Source organism: Adhaeribacter sp., from assembly GCF_057359045.1.
The window spans coordinates 115,147-130,147 of record NZ_JBMQUD010000043.1; the positions used below are offsets into that span (position 1 = coordinate 115,147).

Annotated in this window: 11 protein-coding genes; 9 read left to right on the forward strand and 2 right to left on the reverse strand. The window is 43.2% G+C overall.

Annotation, left to right across the window (positions count from 1 at the left end; genetic code table 11):
• Positions 1 to 194: 194 nt before the first annotated feature.
• Positions 195 to 1,226, reverse strand: coding sequence for a hypothetical protein (locus ACO1R6_RS07795; protein WP_486263664.1), 1,032 nt, complete (start codon positions 1,224 to 1,226; stop codon positions 195 to 197).
• Between the two features lie 530 nt (positions 1,227 to 1,756).
• Here ACO1R6_RS07795 and ACO1R6_RS07800 point away from each other — a divergent pair.
• The gene (locus tag ACO1R6_RS07800; RefSeq protein ID WP_486263665.1) at positions 1,757 to 2,671 is read left to right on the forward strand and encodes a PorP/SprF family type IX secretion system membrane protein; all 915 of its coding nucleotides are present in this window, start codon (positions 1,757 to 1,759) and stop codon (positions 2,669 to 2,671) included.
• 543 nt (positions 2,672 to 3,214) lie between these two features.
• Here ACO1R6_RS07800 and ACO1R6_RS07805 read toward each other — a convergent pair.
• Positions 3,215 to 5,341 (reverse strand): carboxy terminal-processing peptidase, encoded by a 2,127-nt coding sequence (locus tag ACO1R6_RS07805; protein WP_486263667.1) that lies wholly within the window; start codon positions 5,339 to 5,341, stop codon positions 3,215 to 3,217.
• A 736-nt stretch (positions 5,342 to 6,077) separates the two neighbouring features.
• Here ACO1R6_RS07805 and ACO1R6_RS07810 point away from each other — a divergent pair.
• Genes ACO1R6_RS07810 through ACO1R6_RS07845 form a run of 8 tightly spaced genes read left to right on the forward strand, consistent with a single transcriptional unit; the run spans position 6,078 to position 14,922 of the window.
• Positions 6,078 to 7,133, forward strand: a complete 1,056-nt coding sequence (locus ACO1R6_RS07810) for an alpha/beta hydrolase family protein (protein WP_486263669.1) — start codon at positions 6,078 to 6,080, stop codon at positions 7,131 to 7,133.
• A gap of 11 nt (positions 7,134 to 7,144) precedes the next feature.
• A complete protein-coding gene (locus ACO1R6_RS07815; RefSeq protein ID WP_486263670.1) occupies positions 7,145 to 8,038 on the forward strand; it encodes an acetoacetate decarboxylase family protein in 894 nt (297 codons plus the stop codon).
• A gap of 19 nt (positions 8,039 to 8,057) precedes the next feature.
• Complete coding sequence (locus ACO1R6_RS07820; protein WP_486263672.1) at positions 8,058 to 8,594, forward strand: anthrone oxygenase family protein; 537 nt, start codon at positions 8,058 to 8,060, stop codon at positions 8,592 to 8,594.
• On the forward strand, positions 8,575 to 8,958 hold the full coding sequence (locus ACO1R6_RS07825; RefSeq protein ID WP_486263673.1) for a patatin: 384 nt from the start codon (positions 8,575 to 8,577) through the stop codon (positions 8,956 to 8,958). The genes ACO1R6_RS07820 and ACO1R6_RS07825 overlap by 20 nt, the downstream gene beginning before the upstream one ends.
• A complete protein-coding gene (locus ACO1R6_RS07830; protein ID WP_486263674.1) occupies positions 8,955 to 9,368 on the forward strand; it encodes a DUF4345 family protein in 414 nt (137 codons plus the stop codon). The genes ACO1R6_RS07825 and ACO1R6_RS07830 overlap by 4 nt, the downstream gene beginning before the upstream one ends.
• Positions 9,361 to 10,827 (forward strand): patatin-like phospholipase family protein, encoded by a 1,467-nt coding sequence (locus ACO1R6_RS07835; protein ID WP_486263676.1) that lies wholly within the window; start codon positions 9,361 to 9,363, stop codon positions 10,825 to 10,827. The genes ACO1R6_RS07830 and ACO1R6_RS07835 overlap by 8 nt, the downstream gene beginning before the upstream one ends.
• Before the next feature lie 14 nt (positions 10,828 to 10,841).
• On the forward strand, positions 10,842 to 12,620 hold the full coding sequence (locus tag ACO1R6_RS07840) for a metallophosphoesterase (RefSeq protein WP_486263677.1): 1,779 nt from the start codon (positions 10,842 to 10,844) through the stop codon (positions 12,618 to 12,620).
• Complete coding sequence (locus ACO1R6_RS07845) at positions 12,577 to 14,922, forward strand: GMC family oxidoreductase N-terminal domain-containing protein (protein WP_486263678.1); 2,346 nt, start codon at positions 12,577 to 12,579, stop codon at positions 14,920 to 14,922. Before ACO1R6_RS07840 ends, ACO1R6_RS07845 begins: the two co-directional genes overlap by 44 nt.
• Positions 14,923 to 15,001: the final 79 nt, after the last annotated feature.

Genomic DNA, 15,001 nt, shown 5'->3' on the forward strand with positions numbered 1-15,001 from the left:
ACAGCATTTATAATCTAAGTAAACCATAAGTATTAACCACTTACTGCCGTAACTAGGGTAATAGGATGACTTAATTGGGTGTGGTAGGCAAGGAGTAGAAATAATATTATTTGTACAGGTAAGCTTAAAAGTAAAAAAGCATTGCTCCTCCGGGGAACAATGCTTTTTATTATATGCAGTTAGAATATACTTTATTAAGCCGCCGAATTTAACCTGTAAATATCTTCGGCACCTAAGGCCGGCAAAACTTTATCCTGGTACCGGGCCGCTACAAATCCGTTTTGCAAATGGGCCGGTAAGCTGGCTACCAACTCCTGGTATTTTTCCAGGCCTATGGCTTTGGCTACGTAGCATTCGTGTATTCCATTCAGGTAACTTACTATTTCTAAAAGTGATTCGTGAAACAACTTAAAATCAATATCAGCTTCAATAAACCGGTCAATTTCCTTATGGCTCGATGAAATCCGGAGCCGGCTAAGTAAATCGAACAAAGTGGTATAACCCATGCGCCAGGTAATCTGCGACCAGTGTTGCGCATTCCATTTTTCTAAAACTTTGCCGGTTTTAGGACTACGCAAAGCCGTTTGGCTGTTGCTTTGTAATTGGTTGCGTATGCTCTGTGCACGCATTTTGCGGGTGGTACGTAAAAACTGACCAATTTGGGCTTGTGCGTCTATTTCCTTTTCCGGAATTTGCAAACCTGGTTTGTAACCAGCCAGGGGCAACCGATGAATGGTAAAGTCGTTGTAAGGCCCGGCGGCATAATAACCCACCGTACGCGGATACGCATTACGCACCACCAACCGGCCCACCTCTCGGCTAATTAAAACCGCACTATTGGTCTTAATATTTAAGGTATACAGAAAAGCCTGAAGGCCGGCAAAAATGGTGTAGTACGCCTGCGGAAATGTCCAGTGTAAAGCATTGCGCAAGTATTCTTCGCTACCCAGTTCGGCGGTGGCTCTTAAAGCATATTCGGTGCTCCAACTGGTAAGTAATATTTTATTTACGGCCTCAATATCTTTCTCATTGAGTTGCGCATGATGTTCCCGAAAGAAAGTCAGGTTTTGCATACTCGCGTCATCCGTATGATTAATATGGTAATTAATCGCAAAGAAGTAGTTCAGAAAAACCTGCGCCGGAATAGACTTACGCCACGTTTCCAGGGGCTTTTCCGGTTCCTGCGGGAACAAAGGAATTATGTTTTCTTCGGTATACTTTTTCATACTTAGTAAACAATTTTGCCCTTGTTTTTAGTTGCATTTTTGCTTAGTAATTCTATGATTTTTGTAAAATTAATGTATTGTAAATCAATGAGTTGTAAATAAGTTAGAGTAACATTTAATACCTGATTTTAGACATAATAGATTGCTTATTTACGGGGATTTTCGGTTAATTATTGGTTACTAATTAAGTGGTTTTTACACCAAGTAATGGGGCGTGTTTACAGGATAATACTGTTTAGCTAAATAGATAAGCCAAAGCTGATTGATATAAAAGCATTAATCTTTTGTTGATAATGATACTTAGATAAAGTTCAATTTGTGATAAAATATTAGAGCTATTTCATTATACTAGGTGTGTAAAAATAATTATATAAAAAACGCCTTAAAAGGCTATTTATAAAGCAATAATAATAAATATTGTAAATGGCTTGTATCGTGATAATATAGCCAATATATTTGTGATTAATAATAAAATTATATTATTTAGCTTAATCCGGTATTTTATTCTCCTACATCTACAAAATTATATAATGCGCTTTTTTAAATGTGTTTTTGTGCTCGCTATGGTAGTTGCTACATTTACCGCCAGCGCACAAGATGTGCCTGTTACCAAAATCCGGATGACTATTCCGGTGCAGTACCAGAATAATTTTGTTTACTTTAATCCGGCTTTTGCTGGCTCGGAAGGTAAACGCGAATTTGGTATAACCGGCCATACCAAACATTTAAACCAACCTGGTAAGCTGGCTAGTGGCATTTTCTATTACCATGCACCCTCCGGCGCCCGCGAACTCCAGACAGGTATAGGGGTGGTTACTTCTTACGACAATCTTAGCCCATATAGCCGCGGTAAATTTGGTTTTGTATATGCCCGGGGCTTACAGCTTTCCAAAAACTTCCGGGTATCGGCGGGTTTGCAGTTAAATGGTAAATTCCTAAGCATAGATTATGAAGCGTGGCGTAAATTAAACCCCCTGGGGCAAAATATAGTGTCGGATGATAGCGATGTTTGGCCGGATTTAGATGCGGGTGTCTGGATTGATGCGCACCCATTTTTCCTGGGTGCTTCTGTGGTAAATATTATGCAGCGTACCTACGAATTTAAATCTGATGCCTCGCGCCAGGATATGCGGGAAGCCATCTTAACCGGAGGCTTTAAAATAAGATTTGCCGAAGGCGTTAATTTAAAGCCAACGGTATTGGTACAAAAAGGATTTGATAGTGAAGAACTGGAGATTACGTATAATGCTAACCTTCGGCTTAAATTTCTAACATTAGGGGCTACGTACCGTGCTGAGAACGAAGACCAATTACCGTGGGTAATAAATGGTGGCCTTAATTTTGGTGATAATGTATTTTTGCTGCTGGCGGCTTCTATGCCCAAAAAATCTTTTTCAGAAATTTACGCCAATACCCTGGAATGTAATTTACGCATCCAGTTTTAACAATATTCTAGTATCATATTAAGTACCGGTTTATTTTGCCTGAAGTTGATACCAAGGCCGGATAAACCGGTTTCTTTTTTACTTACTTCTTCATATCTGTATTTAATACCCAGTTGTATTAACCCAGTTGCTTGCCAGAGAAACGCTCACTTGTCAGGTTGAAGAATTTAAAAAGCTTGCTTGCATAAAGAATTACAAGAGCATCTATTATTTAGGTAGGAGAGTAGGTTAAAGGCTATTATTGATATTGCCTGTCAGGGTTCTTACCCAATAGTTCTTTGGCTGCCTGACAACTATAAGTGTGTAGCGTTATGGTTAACACTATTTGATATAACATACGGATTTCAATAAGTCCAGAAGAGTGGAATAAGCTTGCCAAGCGCAGTTATAAACCGGAGGCGTTTATTTAGGTTCTTCCACTTTAAACAAGCGCATTATATTTGTTATAAATCCTAGGTGAGAATTCAAGTTTAAAATTAGTAATTACAAAAAAAAGCCCGACCATAATTCCGGTCGGGCTTTTTTAATGCTGAATATATTTAATTACAATTGATCCTTTACAATTGATACCGCCTCGTGCACGTAAATATCTTTCTGGATATTTTTGGCAAACCGGGTATAACGGCCAGCTTTAATGGTATCGGACTTAACGGTAGCTAAATCAGAAGCCAAAGCACTCACGTTTAAGCCCGGCATTGATTTTTCGAGCGCCTCGTATCGTTTGCTTTCCTCCCGGTTTTTCTTCTGGTCGGCCCGGAAAGTAGCTAACTTAAGCGATTGTGAGGTCATGTCTATCCGTTTTTTCATCCGCTCGGCCTGTTGTGTAACCTGAGCAAAGTTTTGACTGGTGGTTAACCGTTGCTTGCTTTTGGCTTTAATGGCATCCAGGTTAAGGCCAGCTTCCCAAGGCTTGTACCGGGCCGGTTTAATTTCGTCCCAAGGCAATGGATAATCCTGGTCTTTCTCGCCTTGCTCCAGGTAGCTATAAAAGTCGGGTAAAGTAATATCGGGGGTAACGCCTCGTAATTGGGTAGCGCCACCATTTATCCGGTAAAACTTCTGGGTAGTTAATTTAAGCGAACCAAAAGGTTTTAAGGCACTGTACGGGCCTCCTTGTAAAGCCTGGTCTAAATCAAACACCTGTTGTACGGTACCTTTACCATAAGTAGGGCTACCCACAATTACGGCTCGTTTGTAATCCTGTAAAGCAGCCGCCACAATCTCTGAGGCTGAGGCACTAAAAGAATTTACCATTACCACCAAGGGGCCATCAAACTGTACGGCCGGGTCTTTGTCTTCGAGCACCTGTGGCGCCGAACCGCTGGTTTCTACTTGTACAATGGGGCCTTGCGGAATAAATAAACCGGACATTTCAACCGCATCTGATAAAGAACCACCGCCGTTGGTACGTAAATCCAGGATTATACCTTTGGCTCCTTCGCGTTTTAATTTTTCTACTTCTTTGCGTACATCTTCGCCACTGTTCCGGCCACCAGACCGTTTAAAGTCGGCGTAAAACTTAGGTAGGCGAATATAGCCCACTTTGTTATTGTCGTTAACCATGGCCGATTGGGCATAAGTTTCTTCCAGGATAACAACTTCCCGTACAATCGGAATAACTTTAATGGTGCCATCGGGTTTTTTAACGGTTAACCTAACTTCAGTACCTTTTTTACCCCGGATTAATTTAATGGCGTTATCCAGGCGCATACCTTCTACACTAACCGGTTCCTGGTTACCCTGCGCTACTTTCATAATCACGTCGCCGGCTTTCAGTTCGCCCTGGCGGTAAGATGCGCTCCCCGGTACAATTTCAAAAACTTTAATCTGTCCTTCCCGATCCTGTAAAGAAGCACCAATGCCTTCTAAACGGCCGGTCATTTCAATATCAAAAGAAGCTTTGTCTTCGGGGGCAAAATATTCGGTATGCGGGTCGTAGGTATTGGTAATGGCATTCATGTACAAAGAAAATTGCTCTTCTTTGGTAGATTGCGAAAGCCGGCGGTAAAAATCTTCGTAGGTTTTTGCTACTTTTTTACGGGCTTCTTCTTCCAATTGAGCAAAAGTTTTGCTGGCTTCTTTGGTATCGCCGCGTTCTTTCGCTTTTTCCTGTACGTCCATCATTTCCGACAACTGACCCAAAGTTTGGTACTTCAGGTATTTGCGCCAGGCTTCTTTTAAAGCAGCTTTGTCGGTTGGCCGGCTAATTTTTTTCGGGTCGGTTTCAATCGATTCTTCTTTGTTAAAATCAAAAGGCTTACTTAAAATTTCTTTGTAGTAGCTTTCGGTTTCCTTCAGACGAGCATTGTATATTTTGGTTGCCTGCTCAAAAAAATCGTGAGTGCCGGCCTTTACCTCATCATCAATGTGGGTTTGGTATTTTTTTAACTCGTTATAATCAGCTTCGGTTAAAAACTTTTTATTTACGTCCAACCGCTTCAGGTATAAATCAAATACCTTTTTTGAAAAGTTGTCGTCAACCTTTTCGGGCTGAAAGTGCGCCGTGCTTAAGCCCTGCATCACTACTTTTAGTAAAACGGTATTTTTATCTACAGCATCGGGCGGTAAATCTATCGCAAACGGCGACCGATTAAATTTATGCGAGGCCAAAGCAACCACCGCTATAATTACCGATATATAAATAAATATTCTGGATCTAAATGAGAACATACTCTTACAAAAATTAAAAAATTGTAACTAGCTATATACAAAAGTAATGCCTGATATTTTACAGGAGAAATTAATTTAATGTACGTGATTTTTAATAGGAAGGTAATATTTATGGCATTTTCTTAAAGAATAAATTTTGGATTAAATTAATAACTAATAATTGCAATAAAGGTTTGCCCAATGTGGCGTTTTAACCTTTATTTGAACCATACAAAATGAACTTTATTTTGGGTTAAGGTACTAAAAAAAACGTAATTTTCGGGTTTGCCTGTAAAAATAACTTCTTTACCCAGCTATCTGCCGTTTAGTCAGGTTAAAAGACTTTGTTGTAAGTGTCGGGTAATTAATTATAAGAGCAGATACTTACCAGAACCAAACCCCATCTTCTTTTACTAGATTTTACTCTTACTTAAAGCCAGATAAATTAATTCTGCTGGCGGCCACTTGGGTTAAGCGCCGCTAATTCTATATAAAACGCCTGCAAGTAAATTTCTGCCGGGTCTTATTATTGCGTCTTGCCGGGTTTGGTTGCTTTGGCGCATATAGCTAATGGCCTTTAGTTATAAAAATCATTTTTTTTCTCCTTTAAGCAGTTTACCAAGTCTAATAATTACTTATAAATAGGTATTGATTATCAGGTAAATAGAACTTATATTTATAATGGTTTCTGAATAGAAATATACTCTATGCTTAATTAATATTTTACGCCGGTATTCGGTTTAACAGGTAATAAATCATGGGCGAGATCCTCAGCAAGTATTCTGGTAAAGCTTTAGAATTTAAGCTGGTTCCGTTTACCGCCGGCGACGGATTTAGCCTGAATTTGATTCGGGTGAAAGGCCCCCGCGAACCAGATAAAGGGCCTGTACTTTTGGTGCACGGTGCGGGGGTAAGTGCTAGTATATTTTTAGCCCCGGTTAGCCAGAATATTGTGGCTTATCTGGTGCAGGAAGGTTACGATGTTTGGCTCGAAAACTGGCGGGCCAGCATTGATTTTGCCCCCAACGAATGGACTTTAGACCAGGCAGCCTTGTACGACCACCCGTACGCCATTCAAAAAATAGCCTCCGAAACGCGTGCTGATAAAATAAAAGCCATTATTCATTGCCAGGGTTCAACCAGTTTTATGATGTCGGTGGTGGCGGGTTTGGTGCCGGCGGTTTCTAATATTGTTTCTAACGCTGTTTCGTTACACCCGATTGTGCCGCGCTTCTCGGCGTTTAAGTTAGGGTATATAGTGCCGGCGGTGCATAAAATTACAAATTATTTAAATCCGCAGTGGGGTATAGCAGCCCCTAACTTAACGGCTAAATTAATAAATGCTTTTGTGCACTTAACCCACCATGAGTGCCAGAACAGTGTTTGCAAACAAGTTAGTTTTACCTACGGTACGGGTTTCCCGGCTTTGTGGCTGCACGAAAATTTAGATGAAACTACCCACGAATGGATAAAGCAGGAGTTTGCCCACGTGCCTTTGAGTTTTTTTAAGCAAATCCGGCGGGCTGTGCAGGCGGGGCATCTGGTTTCAGATGATAGCTCTAAACAATTGCCAACTTCTTATGTAGCCCAACCGCCTCAAAGTAATGCCCGGATAGCTTTTTTTGCCGGAAAGCAGAACCGTTGTTTTTTACCCGACAGCCAGGTAAAATCTTATGAATATTTAAATAAGCTTCGGCCCAATTACCACGCCCTCCGCCTTATTCCGGATTACAGCCATTTAGATGTATTTTTTGGTTTGAAGGCCTACCGCGATGTTTTCCCTTATATGGTGCATGAGTTAAATAAAAATTAAAACGCTGACCTATGGCTATTCCGAAAAGATTACAAAACCAGCGGGGCCGGTATGCCCGGGTAGACGGAATTCCGTATGCTTTGCCGGTAAATTCTGATAACGCTGCGGTTATTATGGCAGCATTTCCGGCCGACTATAACCAGGTTAAAGCTTTGTTACCGGGCAACGAGGTTCATCCATTCCGGCTCCTGAATGGCAAAGCTGTTTTTTTGGTTACCGTAGTAGATTATCGCCTGACCGATATTGGTAAGTACATTGAGTATAGTATTGCGGTAGCCTGCACCCACGGTAAAAATCCGGCTCCCAAAGTGCTGCCGGCGTTATTACAAAAATCCTTTGGTACAGGTCAGTATATTCTTGATTTGCCGGTAAGCACCGAAATATCAGTTAAAGGGGGCAAAGGCATCTGGGGCATGCCCAAACACCAGGCCAGTCTCGATTTTGTGGAAGGACCGGAAACAGTAAGCGCCCAGTACGATAAAAACGGCCAGATGGTAATGCGTTTAGACGTGCAAAGACCAGCTAAAATAAATATTCCGGTAAACATGGGCGCGGCCAATTATTGCCAGTTCCGGGGCATGCTCATGAAATCGTACATCTATTTTAAAGGCAAAGCGGGCGTTTCGCTCTTTCGGAAAGGGGCGGCTAAAGTGGTATTTGGCAATCATCCCAAAGCGGCTATTCTTAAAAGCTTGGGCATTGAGCAAAATCCCATTTTTACGGCTTATTTACCCACTACCACCGGCGTACTGGACGATTATTTCCAAAGCTGGTTTTTGAGTTATCCGGCCTTGCCCGAAACCAATCCCGAAGGTTTAGAAAGTGTAATTAACCTGGGCTACGGCGAAGAATGGTTAGCGAAACCCAACCGCTTATATGGGCAGCCGCAAACGGCAGGTGTGTAAATTTTAATATTCTTTTATCATGTCGGCTAAAACCAAAAAAATACTGTTGGGCCTTAACCATTCGGTTTTGTTTTTATGTACGGCCATGTACCTGGGCACGGGTTGGTCGCTAATTCTTTTTTCGTTCCCGATTGCACCCCAACTTACCCCGGCTAATTATTACATGCAGTTTGTACCCCAAGTAACGGCTGCTACTGAGTTTTTTACTGGCATGACCATGGTAATGATTGCCACCGCCCTGATTATGATTATTGCCGAATGGCGCAGCGCCTTGCGGTGGTTACCCATTGGGGTTTTGCTGGGTGTTATATTGGCTACGGCGCTTACTATTATTTTTATTATTCCTTATAACGACCAAATGAGCGCCGGCATAACCGATGCAACGGTTTTAAAAGAAGTTTTACGGAAATGGATGCGCCTGAATCGGGTGCGGGTAGCGCTCTGGACGGTGCAGTGGCTGTGCATGATGGCCTATTTCTTTATTAAATATTTACATTCTTCCACCGTTAAAGCCGGCGCATTAGCCAATCCCGTTTATGCAAAGATGGCTCTATAAAATTTTAATATTTATAGCGGTGGTTACCGGTATAAGCGGCCTGGCTTTAATATTTGCGGCACCGTATGCGCTGCAACTGTTACGTGCCGAAGCAAATAAAACCAGTAACTACTTTTTTGCGGTGGTGGGTATGTTTATGTTTCTTTTTGGTGGCTTGTTGTACCGGTCTTTGAAGAATATAAATAAACCAACGGAGCCGCTATTCTGGTGTGGCTTGCAAAAAATGGGCGCGGCCCTGGCAGTTGGTTTAGGTGTTTACCGCAGTGTGTTTGCCTCTCTGGCGCTGGGCGTGGCTATTTTCGATTTACTATCTGGCATTTTGCTATTTCTGTACCTCCGCCACCTGAAAACAGCTGCTCTATGAAGTTCCTAGCCTACTTTTTCTTTTATACTTACGTGGGCCTGTTGCTGGTGGCTGGTATCTGGGGCGCTTTTATCGGAGCCAGGTTAGATCAGCAATTACTTTTTGGCTTTAACCTAAATGCTGTAGAAGGCCCGGTTGCCGCCAGTATTTTAACCCAATACCGGTTTTTAAGATTAATTGAATTTGGCTTTGGCTGGTTTGCACTGGCTTTTACAAAAGAAATATTTACCGAGCCCAAGTTTAACCGCTTGTTTTTAACCGTCATGTTTCTGGGAGTTGCAGCCAGGGTTTTATCTTATTTTCTGGATGGCCCGCCCAACTGGATATTTTACTTTTTTGCGGCTTATGAATTAATGGGGGCCTTATTTATATATGGCTATACCCGTGCTAAAATATTAAGCTATGCCTGACGCGCTGGAGTCTTTGCCATTTAGAGAACCTACCGGTTACCAGGGGCCAAAAAGGTCGTTGGTGCTGGCGGGCGGTGGTATGCGGCTAGCTTACCAGGCGGGCGCTATGCAAGCCTTACACGAACAGAACTTGGTTTTTCACCATGCCGACGGTACTTCCGGCGGCATATTTAACCTGGCCATGCTGCTATCGGGTTTGTCCTTGCCGGAAATGGGCCAGCGCTGGCGCACCCTCCAGATTAAAAAATTTATTTCTTATTTCCCGTTCCGGCAATATTTAAATCCTTTTCGGTTGCCGGCCTTCGGCGATGCCGATGGTATACGCCGGAAGGTTTTTCCGCATTTAGGGATCGATATAAACAAAATAAACCAAGAACAGCAGATCTCCGGTACTTTTAATGTTTGTAATTATTCTGATAAAACCAACGAAGCCATTCAGCACCCGCAGGTAACCCTGCCGCATTTAATAGCCGGGGTATCGTTGCCCATTTTTATGCCGGCTGTTAAAATCGGACCTGATTGGTATATAGATGCCGTCTGGATTAAAGATGCCAACCTGACCGAATGCATCCGGCGCGGAGCCGAGGAAATATGGCTGTTGTGGGCCATTGGCAACGAACGCACCTACAAAAAAGGTTCTTTTAACCAGTACGTGCACATGATTGAAATGAGTGCAAATGGGGCTTTGTTTGCGGAGTTTGAGTATTTAAATGAATTAAACCTCCGGATTGGGAAAGGCGAATCGCCGTACGGCCAAAAAGCACCCATAAAAGTACACGTTATTAAACCCGCATACCCGCTGCCTCTAGATACCGACCTTTATTTTAATAAAATAAACACCACCACGCTTTTAGAACTGGGTTATGCCGATGCCAAAGAATACTTGCTTCACCTGTCTGGCCCACCGGCTGCGCCGTCGGTAAAATCTACCCAAATGAAATCGGCGGGCATTGGTTGCTCCGTGCGGGCAAAATTAAAGGGTACTTTATTAAACCAGCCGGCTACTTTACACTTGTCGTTGTACCTGCCAGATGTGTATGCTTACCTTCAAGCCCAAAATCCTTACCAACTAGGAGCCAGCCTGAGCTTAAGTAAACCGGCAAATATTTGTTACGGGTATAATGGTAAAGTAGCCGCGAGCCCGGTACCAGCCAGTAATAACCGGCGCATTACGTTTTCTTTCCAGGTAATAATTGCCGACCACTTGTATTATTTAACCGGCGAGCTCTCGGGTAATCCGCGGCAATTAAGAAAATTACAACAAACGGTTAAGGTAAGCTTATTCTTGGGCGAGGCTTCGGCAGTGTCGAACCAGCCGGTTTGCACATCCGATTTTATCTTCCATTCTGCCGACCACGCTTATCTGTACCAAAGCATCAGTTTTTATAATTACCAAAGTTGGTTTGAAAAACGCCGGGCCAAAAAAGCCTTGCTCGCTTATATTTTTTCCCGCAATTAAAATCAAGGAGCTTTATGGAAACCAATACGCCCACAGAAATTAAAAAAACACCTGTTTCGGACCCTTTCGATTTTGAAGAAAAACCAATGGTGGGCTGGTACGATGCCCGGCAATTATTAGGTACGGCCGTGAAAACAGTAGTTTCGGCTTTGTTTGGCGCCTACGCCGATAAACGCGAAATTCAGGCAGCCCTCTCGGAACCCGATCCGCACGATTACAGCAACCGGTCCCAAATTTGGATTGATTATATGTCGGATACCGGCGATGGCTTTGATGCGACTTTTACCATGGCCAATGTTATGTCGGCCGAGTACCTGGTAGTAAGCAACAACGAAACCTTTAAAGGCGATATTCTGGTTTTAGGCGGCGACCAGGTTTACCCGGTTGCAAACCGCGATGAGTATAAAAACCGGTTCCGTGGCCCGTTTGATGCGGCTTGCCGGAATCAGGATAACCAGGACACTGGCAAAGAGCACCATTTATACGCGGTGCCCGGCAACCACGACTGGTACGATGGCCTGAGTAATTTTATTAAAATATTTTGTCAGAAAAGAACCATTGGTAACTGGGTAACCAAACAAAAGCGCAGCTACTTTGCCATTAAGCTTCCGCACAACTGGTGGTTATGGGGCATCGATATTCAGTTGGAAGCCGACATAGACTACCCACAGTTGCAATATTTTGAGAAAATAGCAAATGACAACATGCAGAAAGGCGACAAAATAATTTTGTGTACCGCCGAACCCAGTTGGATTTTTACGACCAAACGCAACAACAATACTTACAGTAACCTTAAATTTTTTGAGCAACGCTATATTATTGACAAAGGCTTTGACCTGGCCCTGACTTTGGCCGGCGATTTACACCATTATGCGCACTACGTAAACCGCGAAAACGGGAAAGAATACCACAAATTAACCTCGGGCGGCGGTGGCGCTTTTCTGCATCCCACGCACAATTTAAAAGAAGAGTTAGATTTAAGAGAAGGCAAATTTAAGCTTCAGAAAACCTTTCCGGAAAAAACAGAATCGGCCAAACTGGCTTTCTGGAATTTATTATTTCCGTTTTTTAACCGGCAATTTGCCGTTTTTATGGGTTGCTTTTATTTGTTTTTTGCCTGGATACTGCAGAGTGCCGTCCGAGACCGAAAAGAAACCTTTATGGATGTTATTAGCCAGCATTCTGTTTCAGCAGCGGGTTGGCAGGGGCTTTGGCAAGATATTGTCAGTTTGCTATTAATCAATCCTTTTATTGTTTTTGTGATTGTGGCTGTAATTCTGGGAGTTACCTTCTTTACCGATTCCGATTCTTACAAAAATAAATTTATTTTAATTGCCGGCATTTTGCACGGCACCGTGCATATTTTAACTGGTTTTCTGCTGATGTGGGTATTGGCGCGTTTCCATTACCCATTACCTCTGGATAACTTAAACCGGCTCTTAAGCATTTTATTCATTAGCGGCGAAATATTCTTCCTGGGTGGCTTAATAGGTTGTATGGTTATGGGATTATACCTGCTTATTACCAACCGCCTGTTTGGCATTCACGACAACGAGGCCTTTTCGGCCATAAAGTGGAGCGGGTATAAAAATTTCCTGCGGCTGCACATAACCGCCGAAGCTCTAACCATTTACCCGGTTGGTTTAAGAAAAACAGCTACATGGCAAAAAAACGGTAAAATATATGTGCCGGATAAGCCCCTGCAAACAGAACTAGTAGATGAGGTAATTACCATCCAAACCAAAAAATATGAAAAAGAACCCGAAAGCTTATCTGTCTTTACCAGTAACTGAACTCCAACCTTCTTACGAAGTAGTAGTCATTGGGTCGGGCTACGGCGGCAGTATAGCGGCCTCGCGCCTGGCCCGGGCCGGTAAAAAAGTTTGTTTGCTCGAAAGAGGCAAAGAGTTTCAGCCCGGCGAATACCCCGACGGCCAAATGGAGGCGGCTCAGGAAATGCAGTTTAATTTACCCCAAAAACACCTGGGTTCTAAAACGGCTTTGTATGAATTTCACATGAATAAAGATATAAACGTATTTGTGGGCTGCGGCCTGGGTGGTACATCTTTGGTAAACGCCAACGTTTGTATTGAGCCCGATAAACGCGTTTTTGCCGATGAGGTCTGGCCGCAGGATATTAGAAACGACCTAGCTTCTTTAGACCGCGGCATAGAACGTGCCCGGCAAATGCTCCGGCCCGAATTTTATCCCGAAGGTAAAAATGGTTACCCGGTATTGCCTAAGACCGAAGCTATGAAAGTAGCCGCGCAAGCTTTGGGCGAAAAATTTTCTTTTGCGCCCATTAATGTTACGTTTGAGAGCCAGGTAAACCAAGTAGGAGTAGAGCAGCACCAGTGCGATTTATGCGGCGATTGTGTTACGGGTTGTAATTACGGCGCTAAAAATACCACGCTCATGAATTACCTGCCCGATGCAAAAAACCACGGTGCCGAAATATTTACCGGAGTAGCGGTGCAGTACCTGCAGCGGGTACAAAATCAATGGGTAATTTATTACCGCTTACAAGAAGCAGAGCAGGAAAAGTTCGATGCGCCCTTTCCGTTTGTCCGCGCCGACCTGGTAGTTATAGGGGCCGGCAGCTTGGGCAGTACCGAAATATTACTCAAGTCGCAGGAAAAAGGGTTATCCCTGTCGGGCATGTTGGGCAAGCGCTTTACCGGCAACGGCGATGTACTGGGTTTTGGCTTTAACAACGACCGCATAATTAACGGCATTGGCTACGGCAAACATAAACCCAACGGCAAAATTAAAGCCGTAGGCCCTTGCATTGGCGGCATAATAGATATCAGGGCCAAAGAAAAACTAGAAGATGGCTTTGTAATTGAAGAAGGTGTAATTCCGGGTGCTTTGTCCGGCATATTACCGGGCGCATTTATTTCGTTTGCCCGCTTGTTGGGCCGGGATACTGATAAAAATCTGAAAGATTTTTTATCGGAAAAATTCCGGAAAATAAAAGCTTTAATCCAGGGCGCTTATACAGGTGCCCTGAATAATACCATTACTTACCTGGTTATGTCGCACGACGATGGCAACGGCACCATGCGGGTAGAAGGCGACCGCATCCGGGTAGATTGGCCAGGCGTTGGTCGGCAGGAAATATTTAAAACCGTAAACCAAAAGTTAAAAGAAGCTACCAAAGCTTTAGGTGGCACCTATATTACCAATCCATCCTGGAACAAAGTAATGAATTTCGATTTGGTAACCGTGCACCCTTTGGGCGGTTGCGTAATGGGCGATTCCGCCGAAAAAGGCGTAGTAAACCACGCCGGTCAGGTTTACGCCGGCCCAACCGGCACAGCTTTGCATCCGGGCCTGTATGTTACCGATGGTGCCATTATTCCCCGGTCGGTGGGCGTAAATCCATTGCTAACCATTTCGGCCTTGGCTGAGCGCGCTTGTGAAATAATGGCCCGTGATTACAATCTAAATATTTCTTATGATTTTCCGCCGGTGCCACCGGCAAATAAATTTACCAAAACCTTAGGCATTCAGTTTACCGAAAAAATGACGGGCTATATTTCTAAAACTGAAACCCTGAACTACGAAGAAGCCTATGAACAAGGCCGGCAGCACCAATCGCCCTTCGAATTTATTTTAACCATTATGGCCGAGGATCTGGAGCAAATGTTAAACACCGAAGAGCACGCCGCCAAAATGGTAGGCACGGTAACCGCACCGGCTTTGTCCGATTCGCCACTAACCGTTAGCGCCGGCATATTTAATCTTTTTAAAGCCGATAAGGAAGACAACAATATTTTAAAAATGAATTACCGAATGCAGATAAATTCTTTAACCGGCGAGACTTATTATTTTGTTGGTTACAAAGAAGTTTTAGATGAACCTGGTTTTGATATGTGGTCCGATACCTCCACGCTTTTTATTACGGTATATACCGGAAATTCGGCGGAAGGTGCCGTATGGGGCAAAGGCATTCTTAAAATAAACCCTGCTGATTTTAAAGCCCAAATGACTACCCTAAAAGCTTTAAACGCCACCGATAAGCCGGAAAAATTAAAAGCCATGAAAGATTTCGGCCTTTATTTTACCAAAAGCCTGTACCGGGAATATGTTTAAAGCGTTTGGGAGTAATATTTCTAAAGCAGGTTACATTTAGTAATTAGTAAAGGAAAGTTTTGCGGTTAATAATAAAATA

What these genes read in the sequence shown, in the direction of transcription:
- ACO1R6_RS07795 (WP_486263664.1), bottom strand. Translation starts at nt 1,226, where the DNA reads ATGAAAAAGTATACCGAAGAAAACATAATTCCTTTGTTCCCGCAGGAA.
- ACO1R6_RS07840 (WP_486263677.1), top strand. Translation starts at nt 10,842, where the DNA reads ATGGAAACCAATACGCCCACAGAAATTAAAAAAACACCTGTTTCGGAC.
- ACO1R6_RS07800 (WP_486263665.1), top strand. Translation starts at nt 1,757, where the DNA reads ATGCGCTTTTTTAAATGTGTTTTTGTGCTCGCTATGGTAGTTGCTACA.
- ACO1R6_RS07815 (WP_486263670.1), top strand. Translation starts at nt 7,145, where the DNA reads ATGGCTATTCCGAAAAGATTACAAAACCAGCGGGGCCGGTATGCCCGG.
- ACO1R6_RS07820 (WP_486263672.1), top strand. Translation starts at nt 8,058, where the DNA reads ATGTCGGCTAAAACCAAAAAAATACTGTTGGGCCTTAACCATTCGGTT.
- ACO1R6_RS07810 (WP_486263669.1), top strand. Translation starts at nt 6,078, where the DNA reads ATGGGCGAGATCCTCAGCAAGTATTCTGGTAAAGCTTTAGAATTTAAG.
- ACO1R6_RS07835 (WP_486263676.1), top strand. Translation starts at nt 9,361, where the DNA reads ATGCCTGACGCGCTGGAGTCTTTGCCATTTAGAGAACCTACCGGTTAC.
- ACO1R6_RS07825 (WP_486263673.1), top strand. Translation starts at nt 8,575, where the DNA reads ATGCAAAGATGGCTCTATAAAATTTTAATATTTATAGCGGTGGTTACC.
- ACO1R6_RS07805 (WP_486263667.1), bottom strand. Translation starts at nt 5,341, where the DNA reads ATGTTCTCATTTAGATCCAGAATATTTATTTATATATCGGTAATTATA.
- ACO1R6_RS07830 (WP_486263674.1), top strand. Translation starts at nt 8,955, where the DNA reads ATGAAGTTCCTAGCCTACTTTTTCTTTTATACTTACGTGGGCCTGTTG.
- ACO1R6_RS07845 (WP_486263678.1), top strand. Translation starts at nt 12,577, where the DNA reads ATGAAAAAGAACCCGAAAGCTTATCTGTCTTTACCAGTAACTGAACTC.